We start from the raw sequence: 23,380 nt of genomic DNA on the forward strand, positions 1-23,380 counted from the left end.
AAAAGGATACGTCCTTATCATTTTAAACTACATCACATTTATCTACACCAAAAGTAAGGGATAGCTTAAGCAACAGGAAAAAAGGAAGCTTAGGAGGTGAGCAATCATCTGTCAAGAACGATTTAAGGTATTGTCAATTGCACATAACGCGTTTGTATATAGTTAGTTGGGTGTTTTAAGCACTTAAATTAGCAATCCGCCAGTCCGCCCGTGCCGGTAGGGACAGGAACGACTCTGTGGGGCTGGTTAATTATAAACGATGTTGGTAGCTGGTTTTTTATTTTCCTTCTAGTTGTCTTTGATATTCCTCCGCATCATAAGTTCCAATTAACTTTTTTATAAGGCCTTGGTCATTCATTGTCCATTCTTCAAATCCGTTAAAATCAACTTTATTTCCAGTTCCGCCAGGTCCAGTATTTGTCCCTTTAAATGTCCAATAATATCTGTAATTTCCGCTCTCGACTGTTAAACTGTCCATAGTTAATTCAATATCAGGAAAAGCTTCCATATAGGATTGAGCAGTTTCTGCTAATTGTTTACTTCCAACTGCCGGCTTTCCATTATTTACAGTTAGGATACCATCTTCGGCATAAAATGAGCCATTCCCTCCGGTTGTTTACTATTCCAGGCATCTGTATATTTTTGTCCAAATTCAACCATTTTGTCGTATTCCGACTTTTCAGATTTACATCCTGTAATTATCGTCAAGATTATCAATGGTATTGTTAAAATTAAGAATTTCTTTTTCATATTATTTGGTTCAAATTGACTCTAAAGCATTTGTATATCTCTAGTGGCGTGGTTTGTTCTGTTCTTTTGCAAAACAATTCACACAATTTGTAGAAGACTAATTATAGTTAACCAGTTAAGGTTTAAGCCATTATTTATATTCGGTGTTGCCATAGTTATTTTACCTTTTTTCTTCTCCCTTTTTCATATCTGTAATTAGAGTCTCTTCCATATCCAATTTCATCTATCACTTCAAACCTAAAATTTTCCAAATCTTTAGTCTTTATGATCTTAATTCCAAAAGGTTCGTTTACAAAGTAGGCCTGTTTGTCATCCTTAGCATAAAAATGAATATCACATTCTAAATAATAAGGGGAATTGTTACCTATACAGTCTTCTAAAAAGTGAAAAGTTGCAGGATTAGCGCCTTCTACTATTTCATTTTTAAAATACAGATTTCCTTTGTCTTTAAATACTGTTGCAACTTTTGGGTGAACTTGTTCAAAGGTATTAACATCACAAGTCATTTTTATGGTATGTGCAAAGAAAATGGAATCGCCTACTCTTTGGTAGCTTTCATTGATAGGCGTCATTTCAGAAAGGGCATAAGGTAATTTAGATTCATACCAGTAATCGAATTCACCAGAAGTTAAGTAGCCATTATCAATATCTATAATGCGAAAATTGTTTGGACTTGCCTCTGGTAAGATTGTAAAACCACACATATAACTTTTTAGATATACAGCGTTTTTATCTTTAAAATAAATGGTGTTTTCAGCTTCATTTGCTTCAATTAAACTAAAGCTGGCAATATCAATCTTGTTCAGATATTGTTCAAAACAAGTGTCATCATAATAATAAATACAATTGTTATCTTTTGAATATCCGTTACCTAAATTTACCCATTCATGATCATAATCTTTCCCTCTAAAAATTTCAAATTCTTTGCCTGATTTATCTTTTACAAGTTGTCTGTCCCAAAATAAATCCAAGATTATTAAATCGTTCATTTTAAATTTTTATAAATGTGGTTTTAAAACTTAGTTGTTTAAATTCTGTTCTGAAATTATAGGAAGTAATAATAAGGTATTTTTAGTTTTAGTAAAATAAATAGTCTGGAATATATAATGAGCCAATGGCTAAAAAAGTAGAAATTAAAAGTAGGATTATAATAATTTTGGCTTCTGTAACTTCAACTTTTTTCTTAATTCTTATCCCTTGTTTTATTATAGTGTAAATAAACACTATGATTCCACTAACCAAAAAGATAGTATACTTTCCAAAGTCAAGAAATCCTCTAAATCCTGTACTTAGTTCCGATTTTAGAATAAAAAAAAGTATAATTCCGATTGGAATATAAGCTAGAAGTATTGTTTTGTAGTTTGTTTTTTTCAAATTATTGCTATGTCACGTTTATGATTAGTTACGTGGTTAAGCACCTAATTTAGCAAATAAATTACAGATAGAATATTCCTCAGGAATGTTCGTAAGTCGGCAGTGACCAAGTAACCCGCCAGTCCGCCCGTGCTGGCAAGGACAGGAACGACTCTGTCGGGCCGGTTAAATATACACATTGTTGTCCACTAGCTTTTATTTTATTTGTTTCAATAGGTCATCATATTTATTTGCGGAAGTTTAGTTTTAATTACTTCTTAAATGAATTACACAAAATTTTAAAAGAAGTGAAATGTTGTTTGCGCAAGTATTTTGCATTAAGAGAAGAGGTAAATAAAAAATCCCTTTAGCTAAAATATTTTTTTAGTATTTATATGTATTGTTTAATTGGCATATAAAGGTAAGTTTCCTGATTTATTCGTCTTTTATAAAAAAGGTGTCTGATGCCATTGATAAGCTTGATGTTGTTGCGCGCTCATGCTAAACAATATGAACTATTTCGTTTTCAATAGCCATATTATCATGTACTAAAACAGTACTTTTTATAAAGAAATGCTTAATCAATTAACACATGAATTCTTTAATTTCATTAAGCCCTTTATAAATCTTTCAAGTGTAATCACTAACGATTTATGGGTATAATTATACAGGATAGCTTCTATATCATTTTCAAACAAAGTGTCTAAATATTCTACTACAATTCCTTCTGAGAGTAGAATAACGATTGCTTTTTCTAAAGTTTAATCACCTTTTTCTATGGTTTTAGGTTTTATTTTCATGAATATGACAAGGATTTATATTTTTGAAAACGCTTGTCTATATTGATCTGTAGTTTATTTATTAATTGGTTATTTGTTGATTTGAGCAATCTATCAAATCGTTTTTCCATTTTTAAATAATCTTCAATTTTTAGTGTTGGTTGATTTGAATCGAGCTGAAATGATTTCAATTTTCTTGGGTCATTTCTATATAGCAACCATTGGCCAGATGCAACTGCTGCTTTATGATACTGACTTGGATTTCTCATGTCAATACCATGAGAATTACTATGGCAATAGGCTATAATTACTGATGGACCATCAAAACTTTCGGCTTCTTTAAAAGCCTTTAATGTTTGTTCTTGGTTTGCGCCCATTGCAACTGAAGCCACATAAACATCCTCATAAGTCATTGCCATTAATCCTAAATCTTTTTTTTGTTTTGCTTTGCCTAAATGGGCAAATTTAGCTGATGCTCCAAATGGTGTTGCCTTAGACATTTGCCCACCTGTATTGGAATACACTTCGTTGTCCAAAATTAGAATATTTACGTTTTTACCAGATGCAATAACATGGTCCAAACCTCCAAAACCAATATCGTATGCCCAACCATCACCACCAACACACCAAACACTTTTCTTAACTAAAGCATCTGCACAACGATTAAGTTCATCGGCATCACTAGTTTTAATTTTATTTAGAATTTCTTTTAGTTGGGTCACTCTATTTTGCTGTTTAATAATTTCAATTTCTGAATGTTGTTTTGCTGTGATAATATCATGTACTAAATCAAAATCAAGGAATTGCATCATTTTTTTAAGCAAAGTTCTTGCTTCGTATTCTTGTTGGTCTAATGATAATCTAAACCCTAAACCAAATTCCGCATTATCCTCAAATAATGAATTTGACCATACAGGACCTTTTCCTGCTTTGTTTTTTGCCCAAGGTGTTGTTGGTAATGCTGCACCAAAAATTGAACTTGAACCTGTGGCATTAGCAATTAACAGTCTGTCTCCAAATAATTGTGATAATAATTTAAAATATGGGGCTTCACCACAACCATCATCTCCATTTGAATATTCAAATAATGGTTCTTGTAGTTGTTGCTGACTAACTTTAGAAGTATCAATAATAGTCCTATCCAATTTTGGAAGGGTATCAAAATATCTCCAATATTCATTATTTAAATCCGACTTATCTGCCATAAATAATGCCTTTTCCGAACAGGCATCAATACAATTATTACATGCATTGCATTGGTTAGAATTAACTTGAATAGTAAAATTCATTAAGTCAAAATCGTTTGAAATTACAGATTTGAAACCTTGCGGAACTTCTTCTAAATTTTCATCTTCAAATACTTTCATTCTTATGGCACTTTGTGGACATGCCATACTACAAGCACCACATTGGGTACAACTATTTGGATTCCATTTAGGTATCGTCGTCGTGTTTGTATTTGGGTTATAAACTGAAGTATTCGTTGGATATGTGCCATCAACTGGCAATTCGCTTACAGAAACTTTATTTCCATTATTTGCTAATAATTTACCTAAAAGTGTCGTTGTAAAATCTTTATCATCTTCAATTGAAATCGTATCAAAATTCGTTTGAATTGAAGTATCAACTTTTATGAATTGCTTTTTTATTTCTGCTAAAGTAGAATTCTCAGTAAGTTCATTTATTAGCGCAAGAAAACAAGCTTGAAGAGAAGAAATTGAATGATTTTCAATGTTATAACTTTCTTTTAAATTATTACTATCCACAATAATAAGCGTTATCTCTTTTTTGATAATTTGTTCCTGAATTTCTACAGGAAGTGTCTGCCAAAATGCATTGGTCCGAAGTGAAGTTGCAACCAAAAGTGTTCCGTTTTGTCTTATGTTTTTTAACACATTGTCATTTACAATGAAGTACACATTTTGGCAAACAATAAAATCGGCATTATTAATTAAATAAGGTGCTTTAATGGGTTTTGAATCTAGTCGTAAATGCATCACATTTCTGGATTCTGATTTTTTATAATCGCCTTCTGAATACGATTGAACGTACTGTTCTGTTGTGTTTCCAATCAGTTCTGACACACAATTGAACTTGTTTTTATTATTTAATGATTGATGTTGATAGAATAATGCTTGGTAAGTTTCTATATTGATTTTGAATTCTTCGGCGTACGATAAACTTAAGTTGGTAAGGTCATCGAAAATACCAATAGTAAAATTGTTTTTTGGTTGAAGGGATTTTAAATTATTAAATACGGATTTCACCATATTTGGTGTAAACTCTTTTGATGACAAACCATAACGACCTCCAACAATTTTAGGAAATATTGAGATTTCTTTATTTTGAAAGGCTTCGAAAATAGATTGAACTACATCCAAATATAAAGGTTCTCCTGTTGCACCAGGTTCTTTTGTTCGGTCTAAAACAGCAATCGATTTTACGGTTTCCGGTAAGGTTTTAATAATGTGTTTTTTACTGAAAGGTCTAAACAATCGTACTTTTATCAATCCGTACTTTTCACCATTAGCATTTAAATAATTAATAGTTTCTTCAACGGTTTCAGTTGATGAAGCCATTGAAATAATAATATATTCAGCATTTTTTGCTCCGACATAATCGAATATTTTGTAATGCCTTCCAGTTAATTCCGCGAAAGCATCCATTTTATTTTGAACAATATCAGGACACGAATTATAGTATGGATTCACTGCTTCTCTACTTTGAAAAAACACCTCTGCGCCTTGCGCTGTTCCCCTAATTACGGGATTGTTTGGATTTAAGGCTCTATTTCTATGATTTTGAATACATTCGAAATCCATCATTTCATTGATGATTGAATCTGAAATCTCTTCAATTTTAGAAGTTTCATGTGATGTTCTAAAACCATCGAAAAAGTGTATAAATGGAATTCTAGATTGTAAGGTTGCCGCTTGGGATATTAAAGCAAAATCCTGTGCTTCTTGTACTGAAGCTGATCCTAATATGGCGTAACCGGAACTTCTAACAGCCATAATATCACTATGGTCTCCAAAAACTGATAAGGCGTGGGTTGAAATACTTCTAGTTGCAACATGAATGACATTTGGCGTTAATTCGCCAGCAATCTTATACATGTTAGGCAGCATTAATAATAAACCTTGTGATGCTGTAAACGTTGTAGATAAAGAGCCCGTTTGTAAAGCACCATGCATTGTACCAGCAACTCCTGCTTCACTTTGCATTTCGAAGACTGAAGGTATAGTATCAAATATGTTTTCTTGTTTTGTTGCACTCCATTGTTCTACTAATTCTGACATTTTTGAAGATGGCGTAATAGGATAAATAGCGCAAACCTCGTTGGTTTTATAAGCTATTCGTGCTACTGCTGTGTTACCACAAACGGTTATGTGTTTTTTAGTTTTCATGGTAATGAAGTGAAAGTTCTTTTGCTTTTTGATTGAAATAAAAAAGACTACTCTAACTTTATAGAGTAGTCTTTTTTAAAGAAATTACTCCTTTACAATTTCGATTGTAACAGGTGTTGGATTAGTAATCATGTCGAATACAGGCGAAAATTTTGCCAAATTTTCCAATTGTTCAACAGTAGCATCCGATTTTACTTTTAGTTTAAAGTGAATGCCGTTAAATCCCTTACGAACTTCAGGATCCAATCCTAAAAAACCATGCAAGTCTGCTGTGCCTTTAATGTTAGATTCTGCGCCATCAATATCAATTCCATTTGCTGCAGCATGATAAACCATGGCTCCAGTTAAACAAGAACTTAAAGCATGAAGTACTACTTCTGGTGGTGTAGCACCTTCATCGGCTCCTAATAATACTTGTGGATGACTACATGCCAATGTGAAAGTTTCTTCACGTGTTGAGTCTTCTTGACCTGCACCATAGAATCCCTTAACACTAGACACACAATGTCCTCCTTGAATCCAATTGTTTTTGGCTCTGAATTCGAATTTAGCCAATTCTGGTTGATCTTGAATGTGACCAATTGTTTCTACTAATTGATCTACGTTTACTCCGTTTTTCATGTTTACAGTTGTTGCTTCCATTTTTTTAATATTTTAATTATTAATATTTGTTTGATACAAATGTATTGCGATTGCGAAGTGTAGGATTTACTCTAAAGTTCAAATTATTTGGTAAAAAGTTCAAAGCAAAAAAAAACCATCTTTTTATGGATGGCCATGGTTGAGAGATGCTTTTATGTAAGATTTTATTTGATTTCCGATAGTTCTTTATGGACTTTTTTACCTGTTTCAGATTCAATAGGGTATATGTATTCTGTATTTAAAGTCTTAGATTTACTTTAAAATTCGATTTGTTTGCTAAAAAGTTCAAGTTTTAAAAGAAAAGAAAATATCAGAAAAATAAAATCTAAAGATTGTAATGCTCTTTTCTGAACTGATTAGGGGGCAATTTGTATTTATTCTTAAAAGCACTATTAAAGTGTGAAGTATTCTTAAAACCACTTTCCCAACAGACATCATTGATATTTAAATCTTGGTTTTGAAGCAACATTTTGGCATACTCAAGACGTTTATTATTTAGCCACTTACCTGGTGTTTCTTTAAAATGATTTTGAAAATCTCTTTTAAAAGTGGACAAGCTTCTCCCGCATAAACGTGCATACTCTTCCAGCGTTAGATCACTTTGAAAATTTTTAATCATCACATCATTGAGATTAGTTTTTTCAACTTGTTGAATAGAATTAAAGAGTGCCACCAACTCTCTGTTTAACGGATCTATTGTGATATTAAATAAAAGCTCTTTAAATTTCATTTCTACCAGACCTTTAGGTATTTCTTTCCCAGCTTTTAAATAATTGAAAACTGTTAAAAAAAGCGAGCTTAAAGGGTCATTAACATTGATTTTATAAATTTGATTTTCAAGAAAGTCTGCTGAAGTTTTAGGCAGAGCTTCATGATGTTCTTTACAAAATCGTCTTATAAAATCGTCTGTAATAAAAAAAAGTAGGCTACAATAATTCTCTTCAAAATATTGCTTGGTTTTAAAAACACCTTTTCTAACAAAAACAGCATCTCCTTCTTTTAAACAATAGGTTTTATTTAAAGTTGTCCAATCTTTTCTGCCACTAACTATATAAGCTAAAAATGGAATTTCTGTCCATAATTTAAAATTTTCCATTTCAATGGGGCAATTAAATTCAATAAACATGTAATCATCACTTATAATTTTATTGCAATGCTGGTTTGAAATGAAAAATTTCTTTAGGTCAAGTGCCATATTCCAAAATTAAAAAAAACATTAAATTATACCATTGCGCTTGTGCACAACGGTTGAGCTAAGCGTAGTGCGGAGGTACGCCGTCTGCTATAACAGCGGGCGAGTTGGCGCGTTGGCCAGTTTCCGCCTGCCAAGCTTTTTGCCTGCCTTCGCCCGAATGTGGTCAGGCAGGCGTTCGGGGGGTATTTTTATCTTTTCATTTTAAAAGCCAAATTTGGAATAATTTGCTATCGTGTAATTTTCAATTTGGCGGACTTTTTAAATATACAAAAACCATTGGATTTAGCCAGAATCCGGTACTAATTTTAAGCTCTGTTGTGCACTGTTTTTCTTCAGAATACATCTATATTATACGTGCCCACCTTCATAATAACCACTTCCAGATTTCGGACAATACATGATGGTCTCAACCAAAAATCCTGCAGCATCAGATAGTTTCTCAGAAAGGTTGCACTCACATTCCTCTTCCAAATAGGGGAGTGGATAATCCCTGCTTGGTTTTAAAAAACCATCTATTTTCAAGGCTTCCCAGATGCTAGTTTATAAAAATGTGTTCCAAAACGTGTTCACTTTTGTGTTCAAGAGCAAGCTTTCAATCAAATTTGGACATAAAAAAAACGGATCAGCTATTGCCAATCCGTTGATTTATATAAACTTAAGTTTTGTAGCGAGAACGAGAGTTGAACTCGTGACCTCCGGGTTATGAATTCTAACAGAATTGGATTGATATGGTCTTAAATGACTTGATAATCAGTTATTTATGATGACATTTTAAAATTTTAATTATTGGAAAAAACCATAAAAAACCATAAAAAACCGCAAAATGTTGTACATATGTTGTACAGAGATTTTATATCTTTATGCCTATAGCACAATTTATTATGGCGACTATAAAGATAGTATTGCGTAAAAATTATCGGAAGAAAGATGGAACTTTTCCAATTGCTTTGCGATTGACTCAATACAGGAAGTCAAAATTTCTATTTACCGGAGAGTATATACTAGAAAAGGATTGGGATGAAACTAAAGGGTTGGTAAAAAGGAGTCACCCCAATTCCATGCGACTTAATAACATGCTATTAAAAAAGGTTTCTGAAGCTCATGATATAGTATTGGAAATGGAGGCAAGCGAAGAAAAACAGTCTGTCTCAACTTTGGCAAAAAAGATACTAGGCGAGGACAAATTTGATTTTTTTAAAGTGAGCGAAATCTTCCTTGCAAACCTTGTAAATAGGAAAAAATTCGATCAACATTACAATCAAGAAAAAAGACTGGATATATTCAAAAATTTTTTGGGGCGTAAGGAGTTATCTTTTATTGACATGGATGTTAAATTGTTAAGGGGATTCGAAACATTTCTACTTTATGAAAGAAAGGTTAAGCCAAGAACAGTTATTAACTATTTAATGCTCATTCGAACCATTTATAATTTTGCACGTAAAGAGTACCAAGTCGATGATAGAAACTACCCATATGGCAAGGGCAAGATCCAAATCAAGTTCCCCGAAACTGAAAAAATAGGATTGAATGTAGATGAGATCCAGTTGCTGGAAATGGCTAACGGCTTAACACAGGCTCAACAACACACAGTAAATATATGGCTAACAAGTTTCTATTTTGCTGGGATTAGGGTAGGAGATATCCTAAAATTGAAATGTTCGGATTTTAAAGATGATAGACTCTATTATCGAATGGGTAAAAACAAAAAACTTGTTTCTCTAGCCGTACCTGATAAAGCAAAGAGAATACTACACCCTTATATATCAATCAAAAACCATAAAAACGATTTGGTTTTTCCCTATTTGAAAGGGATTAATATGGGAGACGAAAAACTAATTGCAACCAGGGTAAAGACTATTACAAGAAATTTAAATAGGCGATTGGAAATTGTGGCCGAAAAACTAGGTATCGAAAAGAAACTTAGTATGCATATTGCCAGGCACAGCTTCGGTAATATTTCAGGGGATAAAATCCCAATTCAAATGCTTCAGAAATTATATCGGCATTCTTCTATTACAACCACGGTCAATTATCAGTCGAATTTCATGCACAAGGAAACGGATGATGCTTTAGAAAAGGTTATAAACTTTGATTGAGATGATACCGTTTGACCGTTCCATTAACGCTTATACCTAATTAATTGGTAAAGAATGGACATAATACGTATATTATAGAATGAAAAATCACGAAGATGATAATATATTTAACTGTTAACAATTAATCCGATGCAGGTAGTATGTCTACAAGAAGAAGCTTTTTATGCTTTATTTGATAAGGTAGTAGAGCATTTAGAATCTAAACGCGGAGATAAGCCGGCTAAATGGATTGATGGTGAAGAAGCAATGTTATTGCTTAATATAAAATCTACAACCACCTTACAGAAATTAAGAGATGAAGGTAAGATTAGATTTTCACAACCGCAAAGGAAAATAATTCTTTATGATCGGGATTCCATTAATGAGTACATTGAAAGGTACGCCCGCGAAACTTTTTAATTATGGAAGAACATCTAAAAGTTGATAAGGATTACATGGAAGCATTCAATCTTGGCTATGAACTTGCCAAAGAATTGAAGCTAAAGTCTCCAATGTTTAAAATCATTGAATCGGATAATAGACGTATGCACGCAATGCACACGGGTATGGAAGAATACAGTAAGGAAATTACTTTAAATAAAAATATTACTTTGGATGACAGCAAAATCATTCAACAAAAAAATAAAGATAACCAAGATGGGAATGAACTCTCCCTTTAAGTAGTATTCTAAAATGCTCGTACATTAAATCAGTCTTTTTGAATCGATATCTTACGCTTAGACCACTTCTGCAACAACCACGACCCATAAACCTTCTTAAAAATGATGATTCAGTGAACTTTCAGAAAGTTTAGAGATAGGTATGGGAAAATTAACTTTATAATTATGCGGCAGAGAAGTATATAAAAGGTGGGAATAATTACACGATGTTGAATTGAGCGTGCCCCAAAAAACGTTCATGGCTGTTTTGGAACTGGTTTGAAGTATGGGTAGTGTCCCAAAAATGGTTCCTTTTACAAAACCGATGGGATAGAGGAACTTTGCAACACAGTTGCACCAAAATTCTGCTATCTTTGTAACTCAAATGAAAGTACTTGTTTCCATATCAATGTCATTTATTTTCCTTCTTCAAGGAGTAGCGATGGATATGGACTTATGTAGTCAAATCGAAAAAATATCAAATTTCGTTAACCATTACCAAGATCATAAAGAGTATGACGGCGATTCATTTTTCGATTACGTAATCGAGGACTATTTTAATGATGATGGCGATAAAGAGGGCCATCACGATGGCCCCGATCAGGATAATGCCCCTTCCCATAACCAGCATCAATGCTGCCATCCAATAGTGTTTGTTCCATCCTCGAATACTGTAACCATAAAGAGATGGTTTTCAGAGGACAACAAACTATACAACGATTATACTTCCCATTTCGATTCCAGATATCTAGAATCTCTTTTCCAGCCCCCACGGGCATAATTCAGTTTTTATCGGATAACTATATCCTTTTGTGATGTTTCCTTTGGGGAATGTCCTATTGTTTTCGCTATCGCGAAAACTTACTTCCATTATTAACTGAATTAACGCTTTTAGCTAATGATCAATAGAATCATTGATTTTTCAATCAATAACAAACTTATTATCGGGCTTTTTACCCTGCTCATTGCCGGCTGGGGAATCTACTCGCTCAATCAAATACCGATTGATGCCGTACCCGATATTACCAATAATCAGGTACAGGTAATTACGACTTCCCAGAACCTTGCCGCACAAGAAGTCGAGCAGTTCATTACCTATCCTATAGAACTGGCGATGGCAAATATCCCCGGGGTGGAGGAAATCCGTTCCATATCGCGTTTCGGACTTTCCGTCGTTACAGTTGTTTTCGAAGAAAATATGGGCACCTATCTGCCCCGACAGCTCGTAAACGAAAAATTAAAGGAGGCCGAAGAAAATATAGGCTCCGATCTGGGAACGCCTTCCATCGGACCTATTTCCACAGGTCTTGGGGAAATCTATCAGTACACCTTGGAAGTTGAACCGGGCTATGAATCCCAGTATGATGCCGTAAAACTGCGCAGCATTCAGGACTGGATCGTTAAACGCCAATTGAGTATGACCCCCGGAGTCGTTGAAATCAGTAGTTGGGGCGGTTATATCAAGCAGTATGAAGTGGCGATTGATCCTTCCGTTCTAAATTCATATAACCTGACCTTACCTGAAGTGTTCAATGCCCTGCAACAGAACAATGGCAATACGGGTGGCAGCTACATTGAAAAAGGTCCAGAGCTTTTTTACATACGAAGCAAGGGACTGGCCAAGGATTTTGATGATATACGCCAGACCGTAATCACGAATCGGAACGGCGTACCGCTTACCGTGGGGCAAATCGGAAAAGTGGGTGTTGGTAAAGCGCCCCGTTACGGAGCGGCTACAAAGGACGGAAAGGGAGAAACGGTCGTAGGCATCGTGATGATGTTAAAGGACGCCAACTCCGCCGATGTCATTTCCCGAGTAAAAGAAAATGTATCCAAAATCCAGCAGACCTTACCGAAAGGGATTAGCATCAAGCCTTTTCTTGATAGGACCCGACTGGTGGAAAAAACGACATCTACAATTTCGGAAAACCTGATAATCGGTGGGCTTATCGTGATATTTTTCTTGGTATTCCTGCTGGGAACCTGGCGTTCCGGCCTTATTGTGGCCTCGGTGATTCCGCTTTCGATGTTGTTCGCATTGGGCATGATGGACACCTTCGGCGTTTCCGCCAACCTTATGAGCCTGGGAGCCATTGATTTTGGGATAATCGTCGATGGTGCGGTCATTATTATCGAAGCAATGGTCGTCCTTTTAACCACAAGGCTTGTCAAACTCAAAAGGCTTTCCAAGGAAGAACGGATATCCGAGGTAAACCGATTGGCGTTCAAATCATCCTCCCAGATGATGAACGCCGCTATTTTCGGCCAGATAATCATTCTGATCGTTTTTATCCCCATCCTAACGCTAACAGGCATCGAAGGTAAAATGTTCCGTCCGATGGCACTTGTATTCGGGTTTGCGATAATCGGTGCGATGATATTATGTCTTACCTACGTGCCAATGATCGCATCCAGCTTGCTCTATTCCAAAAAACTGGACAAAAAGACATACGGCGATAAATTCATGGGATGGTTGGAGCGCAAATACCGTCCCGTTCTGGATTGGGCATTGTCCGCAAAAAAAATCGTGGTTATCGGTGCAGTCGTCCTTATGGGCATTGCCATTTTCATATTCTCGACACTCGGCGGGGAATTCATACCAAAACTGGACGAAGGCGACTTTGCTTTGGAAACACGTATGGCACCTGGTACTTCCCTTTCTGAAATGACGAAGAATATGACCAAGCTGGAAACCATCCTATTGGACAGATTTCCTGAGGTCAAGACCGTGGTCACGAAAATCGGGGCCGGAGAAATTCCTACCGACCCGATGCCCATCGAAGGTGCCGATATTATGGTCAGCCTAAAAAATAAGGATGAATGGGTGTCTGCTGATAGCAAGGAGGAACTCGCAGAACTAATGGAAGAAGCACTGTCCGAACTACCTGGCGTGGATGTCGAATTTTCCCAGCCCATCGAAATGCGTTTCAATGAACTAATGACCGGAATTAAACAGGACATAGCGGTAAAAATCTATGGCGAGGACTTGGAACTGTTGCAGGAAAAAGGAAACCAAGCTGCGGAAATTATCAGGGCTATCGCTGGTGCGGCCGATGTTCGTGTAGAACAGGTTGTTGGCCTGCCGCAGATCGTTATCGACTTTAAACGTGGCCGAATGGCCGAGTACGGACTTACCATTTCGGAACTCAACCAAATAGTCAGTACCGCTTTTGCCGGGGCAACCACCGGAAAGGTATTCGAGGGCGAAAGAAGGTTCGACCTTACAGTCAGACTTCAGGAAAAATCCCGAAATGGCATCGCATCCATCCGAAACCTTTATGTACCGCTTGCCAACGGGCAAAAAATTCCGCTAAGGGAAGTGGCCGACATCAGTTTTGAGGATGCACCCGCCCAGATTTCCCGTGATGATACCAGTAGGCGCATTGTTATCGGGGTCAACGTGCGGAATAGGGACACCCGATCCCTTGTCGAGGAAATGCAGAACACGATACGGCAAAAACTGGATCTTCCACCGGGCTATTCGGTTACGTATGGTGGGGAGTTCGAGAACTTGCAACGGGCGCAGAAAAGACTTTCATTGGTCGTTCCCTTGGCTCTGGTGCTCATATTTGTCGTCCTTTTTATCAGCCTTCGCTCTTTAAAGCAGTCCCTTTTGATCTATACCGCCATTCCCTTTGCGGCTGTGGGCGGCGTTTTTGCGCTCTGGCTGCGCGGTATGCCTTTCAGTATTTCTGCCGGGGTGGGTTTTATTGCCTTGTTCGGGGTTGCGGTGCTCAACGGTCTGGTATTGATAAGCAGTCTTAACGAACTGAAAGCCGATGGTGTGACCGACTTGAGGACGCGAATCAGAAAAGCGACCAAATCGCGTTTGCGACCCATTTTTCTGACCGCCGTAACCGATATCGTTGGATTCTTGCCCATGGCACTTTCCGGTTCTTCGGGCGCTGAAGTGCAGCGACCTTTGGCGACGGTCGTCATAGGCGGGCTCTTTACGGCGACCTTGCTCACATTAATCGTATTACCGGTTTTATACAACTGGTTTGAAAAACCGAAAAGGATGAAAATAAATCCCGCAATTGCAACGGTCTTGGTGTTCTTGGTTTTTTCCCTTTCCACGAAGGCACAGAACCCAATGGACAGCATTGGAATTTCCCTGGCCCAACTTCAGGAACGGGCGATGAACAACAACCCAATGCTGAGGGCGGACAGCCTCAACATTTATAAAAACAGGAAATTACAGGGCTCGGCCTTCAATCCCTCGAATACCAGTTTTTTTTATTCTGAGGAAGAAGTGCCGGGCAACGGTGCCGACCGATCCAACCTCGGTACCGGGATCAATAGTTATGGCATTGGCCAAAGTTTTGATTTCCCAACGACCTATATCCAACGTTCCCAACTATTGAAACAGCGCACGCTTGTGGCCGAAAAAAGCTATCGATTGCAACAGAACGAACTTGAAAGACAGGTGGCAACGGCTTATTACAAATGGGTAAATGGATGGCAGAAAGTCGAATTTTATAACCAACTGGACAGTCTATATGCCAATTTTGAAAAGGCGGCCAAACTTCGCTACGAGACGGGCGAGACCTCCAAACTTGAACAGTTGAACGCCAGTAGCAAGCGAAAGCAAATCGAACTGAAACTGAAGGAATCCCGGGTTCTATACAGTTCCGCAATTTTGGAACTGGAACAGTTGACGGCCTCGGAAATTTCCAATGAGAATTATCCTTTAGGGATACAACATACCCCCATTTTAAGTTCTGGGAACGATGACGAACTGATGGAGAACAATGCATTTCTTTCCTATCGAAACGAGCTGGTAAACCTGGCCGAGGAAGAAACCGATGTCCAACAGTCCCAATGGTTACCGGATATCAATCTACAATATTCGTTACAGACCGTGGATGGGACGAGCGGATTTTATGGTTTTCAGGCGGGAATCAGTGTTCCATTGTTTTTCAATTCCCAGAAAGCGAACGTCCAGGCCCTGAAAATCGATAGGATGCGCCAGGAAGAGCTGTTGGAAAGCGAAAGGCTGACCATGAACAAAAGGGTTTCAACGGCCACCGCAAATTACGGACAATGGTTACAGCAAGTGGCGTATTATGTGGAAACCGGACTACCTATGAGCGAGGAACTGCTTAACGGGGCTTCGCTTTCCTTTCGTGTTGGGGGTATCGATTATATTGAATACATCCAGAGTCTTTCCGAGGCGACCAATATAAAAACCAATTGGTTCGATGCCCTGCTCAATTACAATCTGTCGGTAATCGACCTCGAATACCTAACTGCAAAAAATTAATAAAATGAACTATATATCAAAAATAGCGGTCTTGGGATTTACGATTTTTTCGTTGACCGCCTGTAAGGACAATCGGATCGATAGTGCTGGAATAAATGCGGAAAATCCTGAAACAGGACATCATGAAGAAGATCATATTAGCCTAACGCAGTCACAGGCGGAAGATGCCGGACTTACTTATGGCACATTTGGTCAAGAGGAAATCAAAATACCCATTGAGACCAATGGTAGCATAGAACTCCCGCCCAACAATATGGCTTCTATTTCTTCCCTATTGGACGGGTTTGTGGTCAAAATAAACTTCTTGGAGGGCAACGTGGTCAAAAAAGGTCAGGTGTTGGTGGAAATGAAAGACCCGGCCTACGTCCGCTTACAACAAGAATATATAGGTGTTTATGGGCGTCTGAACTATCTGGAGCAGGAACTGGAACGTCAGCAGATTTTGAACGATGCCGATGTAGGGGCAAGGAAAAACCTACAACAGGCCCAATCGGAATATTCCATAAAAAAAGCGGAACTCGCTGCATTGAAAGAACAATTGAATTACGCAGGTATAAGCGCGACCGAGGTTGAGAACGGCAAGATTCAGAACCGTGTTTACCTACGTGCACCTTTTGGAGGTACGGTCACATCGGTTTCCGCCCACAGTGGGGAGAAAGTTATGTCCGGCCAAGAGATTATGCAGGTCATCAACCGGGAACATATGCATCTGGAGCTTCAACTCTTCCAAAAGGATATTCCCAAGGTCAAAAAAGGCCAGAAAGTAATGTTTACCATTCCCGCCTTTGAGGACAGTCCCGTCTTTGAGGGCGAGGTTTCCCTGGTAGGCAGAAATCTGGATTTGGATTCCAAGACCATTAGGGTACACGCCCATTTCAAGGAAGATGAGTTGTTGATACCAGGGCTGTACACAGAAGCAAAGATTATGCAGGATAGCAAAAAGGTAAGGACATTGCCAACGTCGGCCATAGTCTCGGACAAAGGAACTTCTTACTTTTTTATCATAACTGGAACAAATGGAAGTGAAATCAATTTTGAAAAAGTGGCTTTTGAACCGGGCATAAAATCCACTGATTATGTTCAAATAAAAAACTATTCTAAAGTACAGGACACTACTGCAATTGTAGTGAAAGGCGCATTTACGTTAAAAGCGGTAATGAACAAATCGGAAGGCGGGCACCAGGATTAAAGATGACTTAAAAGGATGGAACCAACACAGATTATCGTCATACTGATATTGAGTTTATTAGCAGCAACCATTTCAGGGGTTGCCGGGTTTGGTGGCGGTCTCATTCTCTTGCCTTTGCTTACATATTTTGTGCCTCTAAATGTTGCCGTTCCTTTGCTTACAGTTGCCCAACTTTTCGGGAATGGCTCAAGGGTATACTTTAGTTACAAAGAGTTAAGGTGGCGACCTGTTATTCTATTTCTATTGGGTGCGATACCCTTTGCTGTTTTAGGTAGCAGGTTAATGGTAAATATCGATTCCAGCCTTTTGAAAATTTGTATTGGTATCTTTTTGGTCTTGGTGGTAATCTATAAACGCTGTAACAAAAAAGACTTCGGTCTCAATCGATATTGGTTAATTCCCGGTGGTGCGATAACAGGTTTCGTCTCAGGTCTTATAGGAAGTGCTGGGCCGGTAGGTGCCGTATTCTTTTTAGGTCTTAAGCTTCCACCTCTGAGTTATATTTCCAGCGAAGCTTTTACCGCTTTGTCGATGCATCTTACCAAGATTTTTGTCTATGGCAAGTACGAACTGTTAAATATTGACACCTTTGTTACAGGCACGCTTGCAGGATTTGCGATGGTAGGCGGGAGTTATTTGGGCAAACGGATAATTACAAAAATTTCAACTAAAAGAGTGGACTTTATAATTGAAATCTTACTATTGGTCAGTTCGGTTCAATTGATAATTTTTTAAAAACAGACAGGTGTCGATATTTAAAACCATTAAAAATAAGGCCAAAAAACTGAAGCAGGAACTTGTCGTGCTGCATCTTGCTTATGGCCATCCAAAAACACCGTGGACGGCAAAAGCACTTATAGTTTTGGTTATAAGTTATGCTTTGAGTCCTATAGACCTGATACCGGATTTTATCCCTGTGCTAGGTTTATTGGATGATATCATCCTATTGCCTTTGGGAATCTATTGGGCGATCAGACTGATTCCGAAAGAGGTGCGCGACGAAAGCCGGATTCAAGCCAAAACCTATCAATGGAATAAAAAGAAAAACGTGGTGGTAGGTTTCGTAATCGCACTTATTTGGATTGCCATCGCCTTCATCATAATTAATAGTATAGCTCAAAATAAAAATTGAATGACAGAAATAGAAAAAACTTTGGAAAATAAAAGCGTGCGCCCAACGGCAATGCGCATATTGATTTATAAATATATGGCCGAAAAAGATATCGCGGTCGCGCTTACGGATATCGAGAACGCTTTCGCGAAAGCGGACAGAACTACTTTATACCGTACCCTTAAAACTTTTGAGGAAAAGGGAATCGTACATCAGATAGATGATGGCACGGGAATTTCAAAATATGCGCTCTGCGAACCAGGTTGCAATTGTGAACTTGACCAAGATCTGCACTTGCATTTTCATTGCGGTAACTGTGATGAAACGGTCTGTCTGACCGAACATAAAATCCCGCATATCAATTTACCGGAAGGTTATATAGCTGAAGATGCGAATTTGGTCATTAAGGGCATTTGCGAAAAGTGTAGTGGACAATAAATGCACTTCCGTTGCACTAAGAATATTTAGATATTGCATCAATGAAAAAGAAAAAAATAAACCTTCGGGACTTAGACACCCAAGAACATTCGGGCGGGCATTCTCACGATGATGGTCATAACCACAGCAACCCTGAAGAAGTTTCAAATTTTAGGACCTATTTGCCAGCTATTATCAGTTTCGTGATGCTGATAGCGGGAATTGCCATTGATTACTTTGAGGCATTCCCGTTTTTCAAAGGATGGATTCGCATATTGTGGTACACGGTAGCCTATATTCCAGTTGGATTTCCCGTTATAAAGGAAGGATGGGAAAGTATCAAAAAAGGCGATTTCTTTACCGAATTCTTGCTGATGTCCATCGCAACCTTGGGGGCGTTCGCCATTGGCGAATATCCCGAAGGCGTGGCCGTGATGCTGTTCTATGCCGTGGGAGAACTGTTCCAAAATGCTGCGGTTAACCGAGCGAAAGGAAACATAAAAGCGTTACTTGATGTACGTCCGAACGAAGCATTGGTATATCGTGATGGCGACTTTGTTTCGGTCAATCCCGAGACCGTCCGGATAGGCGAAAAAATTCAGGTACGGGTAGGCGAGAAAGTACCGCTCGATGGTATTCTACTTTCTGAAAAGGGTTCTTTTAATACCGCAGCATTGACAGGCGAAAGCAAACCCGACACCATTGCCAAGGATGACAAGGTTTTTGCGGGTAGTATCAACCTTGATGGCGTAATCGAAATCGAGACCACCAAAGAATTTAAGGACAGTTCCATCGCACGTATTCTTGATATGGTACAGAATGCGACCGCCAGAAAATCTAAGACGGAATTATTTATCAGAAAGTTTGCACGGATTTATACACCTATTGTTGTTTTCCTAGCTATCGGTCTGACATTCTTGCCCTACTTTTTTGTTGATGATTATGTGTTTAGGGATTGGCTGTATAGAGCATTAATATTCCTAGTGATTTCGTGTCCCTGTGCATTGGTCATTTCTATTCCGTTAGGATATTTTGGTGGTCTTGGTGCGGCATCGCGCAACGGGATTCTGTTCAAGGGCGCGTCCTTTCTCGATGCCATGACCAAGGTAAATACCGTGGTAATGGACAAAACGGGAACGGTAACCAAAGGGGTGTTTAAGATTAAGGAAGTAGTCAATAAATCCGCTTTGGAGGAAGCGGAGTTTATGCAGTACTTGATGGCAATGGAAGAACAATCCACCCATCCCATTGCCAAGGCGATATTGGAATACAAGGCAGATGGTGCAGATTTTGAAGCGACCGAAGTATCCGAAGTTGCCGGAAAAGGATTGAATGGAAGGGTCAACGGGAAAACCATTTTGGTAGGTAACAAAGCCTTAATGACATCGAACAAAATAGAAGTGCCTTCAGAAACAGATAGTATCGTAGAATCAATTGTAATGGTCGCCATTGATGAAAAATTTGCAGGTTATGTAACTATTGCCGATGAATTGAAGGAAGATTCCCATCAAGCCATAAAACAAATTAGGGAATCGGGAATTTCCAAAATCATTATGCTTTCTGGCGATAAGGATTCCATAACTCAAGAGGTTGCAAAAGAATTAGGGATAGATTGGGCGAAGGGCGGTCTTTTACCGGAAGATAAATTGAACGAAGTCGAAAAACTCAAAGCACAACCAGATACGAAGGTTGCCTTTATAGGAGATGGTATCAATGATGCTCCCGTGTTAGCTACAAGTGATGTAGGGATTGCAATGGGAGGTCTAGGAAGTGATGTGGCTATTGAAACAGCTGACGTTATCATTCAAAATGACCAACCATCAAAGATTGCACGTGCCATAAAAATAGGACGTTCTACACGTAGAATTGTTTGGCAGAATATCGGTTTGGCATTCGGTGTAAAAATTATAGTTCTTATTCTTGGTGCAGGTGGTCTGGCTACAATGTGGGAAGCTGTTTTTGCTGATGTAGGCGTGGCATTGTTAGCGATATTGAATGCAGTTCGGTTACAAAAGATGAAGTGGGGCTAGAGCAATTCATCTACTATATCGGTAGTTCCGTTAAACGGCCTTTTTATGGGTCAGTTTTGAGGCTCCTGATATTCTTTTATCTAAATGTCCCATTCTTGGTCCTTTTTAATAGTTTCGCTAATTAACCTTTTACGGAACTACATAAGTATATTTAAATGACCGTATTATTAAACTTTCATTTTTCTTGGTTAATAACTCCTAGTAAGTTCATTTTTCCGGTATAGTTTTCTAGTTTAATTTTAGAGGTATAATTATACCATTATGCTATTTGGTTACGTAAGGGTAAGTACTAAAACCCAAAATCCCAATTTACAGATTGATGCCCTTTTGAAAGAAGGAGTTTCTGAGCGGAATATCTATCGAGATGTTTCTTCTGGGGCCAAGGCCGAGCGCCATGATCTGGATTTGATGATTTCTAAACTAAGAGAAGGAGATACAGTTATTGTTTGGAAACTAGATCGTATAGCGAGGAGTATTTCACATTTATTAAAATTAGTAGATCAGTTTGAAAGTCTAGGAGTTAGATTCAAAAGCATTAATGACCCCTTCATAGACACGACATCTGCCCATGGTAAATTTATAATTACACTTTTTGGAGCTGTCGCTCAATTGGAACGAGATATCATAATCGAGCGCACTACCTCAGGTCTTAAAAGTGCTCGCAGGAGAGGTGTACAATTGGGTCGTAAAAAGGGTTTAGGTAAAGAATCTAAACAAAAGGCCATGTTAGCTGCCTCGTACTATCAAGAAAATAAACTTCCGATAGTAGATATTATGAAGTTGGTAGGAATAAAATCAAAACCTACCCTTTATAAGTATTTGGCGATTCAGGGAAGGAGAAATTGCAAAGTATGTGGCGAGGTGTTTTGGGACGAAAAACAGGAACTAGAAAGCGCATTTTGTAAAAGGCATTTAAATATAAAACCAGACTTTAAAAAATAATTATGGGTTTTGATATTCTTCTCCTCTGGGATAGATTATTAGGGAAATGGGAAACCAAGTCTGGATTTGGCATAGGCCTTATTTTATTATTTTTTTTGTATTTCTCTGTTTTAAATTATTTTGATATTGAATCTTTCATGATTCCAATTTTAAAGTATTTAGTCTTTCCCCTTATACTTGCACTATTGGTATTTATTTTTTGGGTTAGTACAACCAACCGTTTTTTTCTAAAATTTTCTAATAAGATTTATACAGGAGTCATAGTAGTTCTAGATGATGACAGAGATCGGTTAGTTGTCAATAAAATAGTCGGAAAAGTGATAAACCAGATTAACAAATCTGCTGAATTCCAGGATGGTATCCAATTGAAATTATTACCCTCAAATTTTTGCGTTCATGAATCTGAGATTAACAGGTATCATAATAATTTCTATTTCATGTACGACTTGATTATTAGGGTTTTTGTAGAGTCTGGAAATTACGAATCAATAGAAAAGATCATTGTGGAAAGGTTTTCAGTTACTTTCACACGGAAATCTCCAACATGGAAGAAGAGAATTCTTTATAATACTATTGATTTAACCCAAGATATGAACTTACTCGTTGGGGCCCGAAACTGGCAATATTTAATTTCAAATAGCGGTATTGATAAGAAAAAATATTTGGCCAATTTTCATAATATAATAATTTATTATGTCGTGTTTTACGCTATATACTCAGATAGATATGAAGATGCCCTCAACATACTGGCAAGAGTATTTGAGCCCAACAATACAATAGTTAAGATTAGTAGAAAAGAGGAGAATAGTGTTACCCTAGAACTTCAACCTTTTAATTTAGCAGAAGCACGACTTTCCACAATTTTGGTTGATTTGTTCTTTGATTCTGCGATTAAGAGTTATCACCAAAAGGATATTCCAAAGGCTATTAGTCGACTTGAACAACTTGAAAAGTTAGTGAAAGTTCACAACCAAAAGTTTGATTTATTTATCAATATGGCGAGATGGAATTATGAATTGGGAAACGTTGATAAAGCTGTCAATTACACCGAACAAGCAAAACTCATTGACCCTAAAGCAATTCAAATCTATTTAAATTTGGGTTTTTTCGCAATACTTCAAAACAACGTAACTGATTTTTGCATTAATTTTAAGAAGCTATTCGAAATGCGAAATAATCCAGTGATCAACTGGGTTGACGTAATTGATTTTCAATTGAAAGAGCAAGAAAAAATGCCTACTAAATTGCCTTTTTTTAATTTCTCAATTTCATTTATAGAATATATTTTCATTGATGAATCGAATAAATCAAAATTTAAAAATACAGTTGCTGAATACAAAGAAAACGACGAATATGCGTGTATTTTTAAACTTGGATTACATGTGCTTTCGCAACCATATCTCAAAATGGAAACTAATCATCATTTGAACAAAAAACATAGTGGGAACAAGAAGAAAAGGCGGAAACGCTAACCATTGTTTATTAGATTTTCAAATATATGATATAAAATTTGTCAAATAAATTAGCGTTGCTTTAGGGAATACTTAAAAATACAGAGGACGGTATAA

The 23,380-nt window shown here is 37.5% G+C and carries 18 protein-coding genes; 12 read left to right on the forward strand and 6 right to left on the reverse strand.

Features of this window, described 5'->3' with window-relative positions; translation table 11 throughout:
• Nucleotides 1-277: 277 nt before the first annotated feature.
• The 6 genes from KO529_RS22100 to KO529_RS22125 form a co-directional block, all read right to left on the reverse strand.
• Nucleotides 278-577, reverse strand: coding sequence for an ester cyclase (locus KO529_RS22100; RefSeq protein WP_215950134.1), 300 nt, complete (start codon nt 575-577; stop codon nt 278-280).
• Nucleotides 571-750, reverse strand: coding sequence for a hypothetical protein (locus tag KO529_RS22105; RefSeq protein WP_215950034.1), 180 nt, complete (start codon nt 748-750; stop codon nt 571-573). Before KO529_RS22105 ends, KO529_RS22100 begins: the two co-directional genes overlap by 7 nt.
• Nucleotides 751-905: 155 nt before the next feature.
• Nucleotides 906-1,739 (reverse strand): DKNYY domain-containing protein, encoded by an 834-nt coding sequence (locus KO529_RS22110; protein WP_215950035.1) that lies wholly within the window; start codon nt 1,737-1,739, stop codon nt 906-908.
• 1,160 nt (nt 1,740-2,899) lie between these two features.
• The gene (locus tag KO529_RS22115) at nt 2,900-6,289 is read right to left on the reverse strand and encodes a thiamine pyrophosphate-dependent enzyme (RefSeq protein ID WP_215950036.1); all 3,390 of its coding nucleotides are present in this window, start codon (nt 6,287-6,289) and stop codon (nt 2,900-2,902) included.
• Nucleotides 6,290-6,373: 84 nt separating this feature from the next.
• The gene (locus KO529_RS22120) at nt 6,374-6,931 is read right to left on the reverse strand and encodes an OsmC family protein (protein WP_215950037.1); all 558 of its coding nucleotides are present in this window, start codon (nt 6,929-6,931) and stop codon (nt 6,374-6,376) included.
• 325 nt (nt 6,932-7,256) lie between these two features.
• On the reverse strand, nt 7,257-8,126 hold the full coding sequence (locus KO529_RS22125) for a helix-turn-helix domain-containing protein (RefSeq protein ID WP_072860919.1): 870 nt from the start codon (nt 8,124-8,126) through the stop codon (nt 7,257-7,259).
• Between the two features lie 860 nt (nt 8,127-8,986).
• On the opposite strand from KO529_RS22125, the gene KO529_RS22130 reads away from it, so the two are divergent.
• The 12 genes from KO529_RS22130 (at nt 8,987) to KO529_RS22185 (ending at nt 23,284) form a co-directional block, all read left to right on the forward strand.
• Nucleotides 8,987-10,222, forward strand: coding sequence for a tyrosine-type recombinase/integrase (locus KO529_RS22130; protein WP_252734520.1), 1,236 nt, complete (start codon nt 8,987-8,989; stop codon nt 10,220-10,222).
• Between the two features lie 129 nt (nt 10,223-10,351).
• Nucleotides 10,352-10,621, forward strand: coding sequence for a helix-turn-helix domain-containing protein (locus KO529_RS22135; RefSeq protein WP_215950038.1), 270 nt, complete (start codon nt 10,352-10,354; stop codon nt 10,619-10,621).
• Between the two features lie 2 nt (nt 10,622-10,623).
• Nucleotides 10,624-10,881, forward strand: a complete 258-nt coding sequence (locus tag KO529_RS22140) for a hypothetical protein (RefSeq protein WP_215950039.1) — start codon at nt 10,624-10,626, stop codon at nt 10,879-10,881.
• 364 nt (nt 10,882-11,245) lie between these two features.
• Nucleotides 11,246-11,641: a hypothetical protein gene (locus tag KO529_RS22145; protein WP_252734521.1), complete on the forward strand. Its 396-nt coding sequence runs from the start codon at nt 11,246-11,248 to the stop codon at nt 11,639-11,641.
• Nucleotides 11,642-11,758: 117 nt separating this feature from the next.
• Nucleotides 11,759-16,123, forward strand: coding sequence for a CusA/CzcA family heavy metal efflux RND transporter (locus tag KO529_RS22150; RefSeq protein ID WP_215950040.1), 4,365 nt, complete (start codon nt 11,759-11,761; stop codon nt 16,121-16,123).
• 4 nt (nt 16,124-16,127) lie between these two features.
• The gene (locus tag KO529_RS22155) at nt 16,128-17,312 is read left to right on the forward strand and encodes an efflux RND transporter periplasmic adaptor subunit (RefSeq protein WP_215950041.1); all 1,185 of its coding nucleotides are present in this window, start codon (nt 16,128-16,130) and stop codon (nt 17,310-17,312) included.
• A gap of 15 nt (nt 17,313-17,327) precedes the next feature.
• Nucleotides 17,328-18,047, forward strand: coding sequence for a sulfite exporter TauE/SafE family protein (locus KO529_RS22160; protein WP_215950042.1), 720 nt, complete (start codon nt 17,328-17,330; stop codon nt 18,045-18,047).
• A gap of 10 nt (nt 18,048-18,057) precedes the next feature.
• Nucleotides 18,058-18,444: a YkvA family protein gene (locus tag KO529_RS22165; protein WP_354667790.1), complete on the forward strand. Its 387-nt coding sequence runs from the start codon at nt 18,058-18,060 to the stop codon at nt 18,442-18,444.
• Nucleotides 18,445-18,861: a Fur family transcriptional regulator gene (locus KO529_RS22170; protein ID WP_215950043.1), complete on the forward strand. Its 417-nt coding sequence runs from the start codon at nt 18,445-18,447 to the stop codon at nt 18,859-18,861.
• A gap of 41 nt (nt 18,862-18,902) precedes the next feature.
• Entirely contained in the window at nt 18,903-20,870 is a 1,968-nt protein-coding gene (locus KO529_RS22175) for a heavy metal translocating P-type ATPase (protein WP_215950044.1), read from the forward strand.
• A gap of 261 nt (nt 20,871-21,131) precedes the next feature.
• Nucleotides 21,132-21,812 (forward strand): recombinase family protein, encoded by a 681-nt coding sequence (locus KO529_RS22180; RefSeq protein WP_215950045.1) that lies wholly within the window; start codon nt 21,132-21,134, stop codon nt 21,810-21,812.
• A 2-nt stretch (nt 21,813-21,814) separates the two neighbouring features.
• Entirely contained in the window at nt 21,815-23,284 is a 1,470-nt protein-coding gene (locus KO529_RS22185) for a tetratricopeptide repeat protein (protein WP_215950046.1), read from the forward strand.
• Nucleotides 23,285-23,380 lie beyond the last annotated feature (96 nt).

Source organism: Arenibacter algicola (assembly GCF_018860365.1).
Taxonomy (GTDB): domain Bacteria; phylum Bacteroidota; class Bacteroidia; order Flavobacteriales; family Flavobacteriaceae; genus Arenibacter; species Arenibacter algicola_B.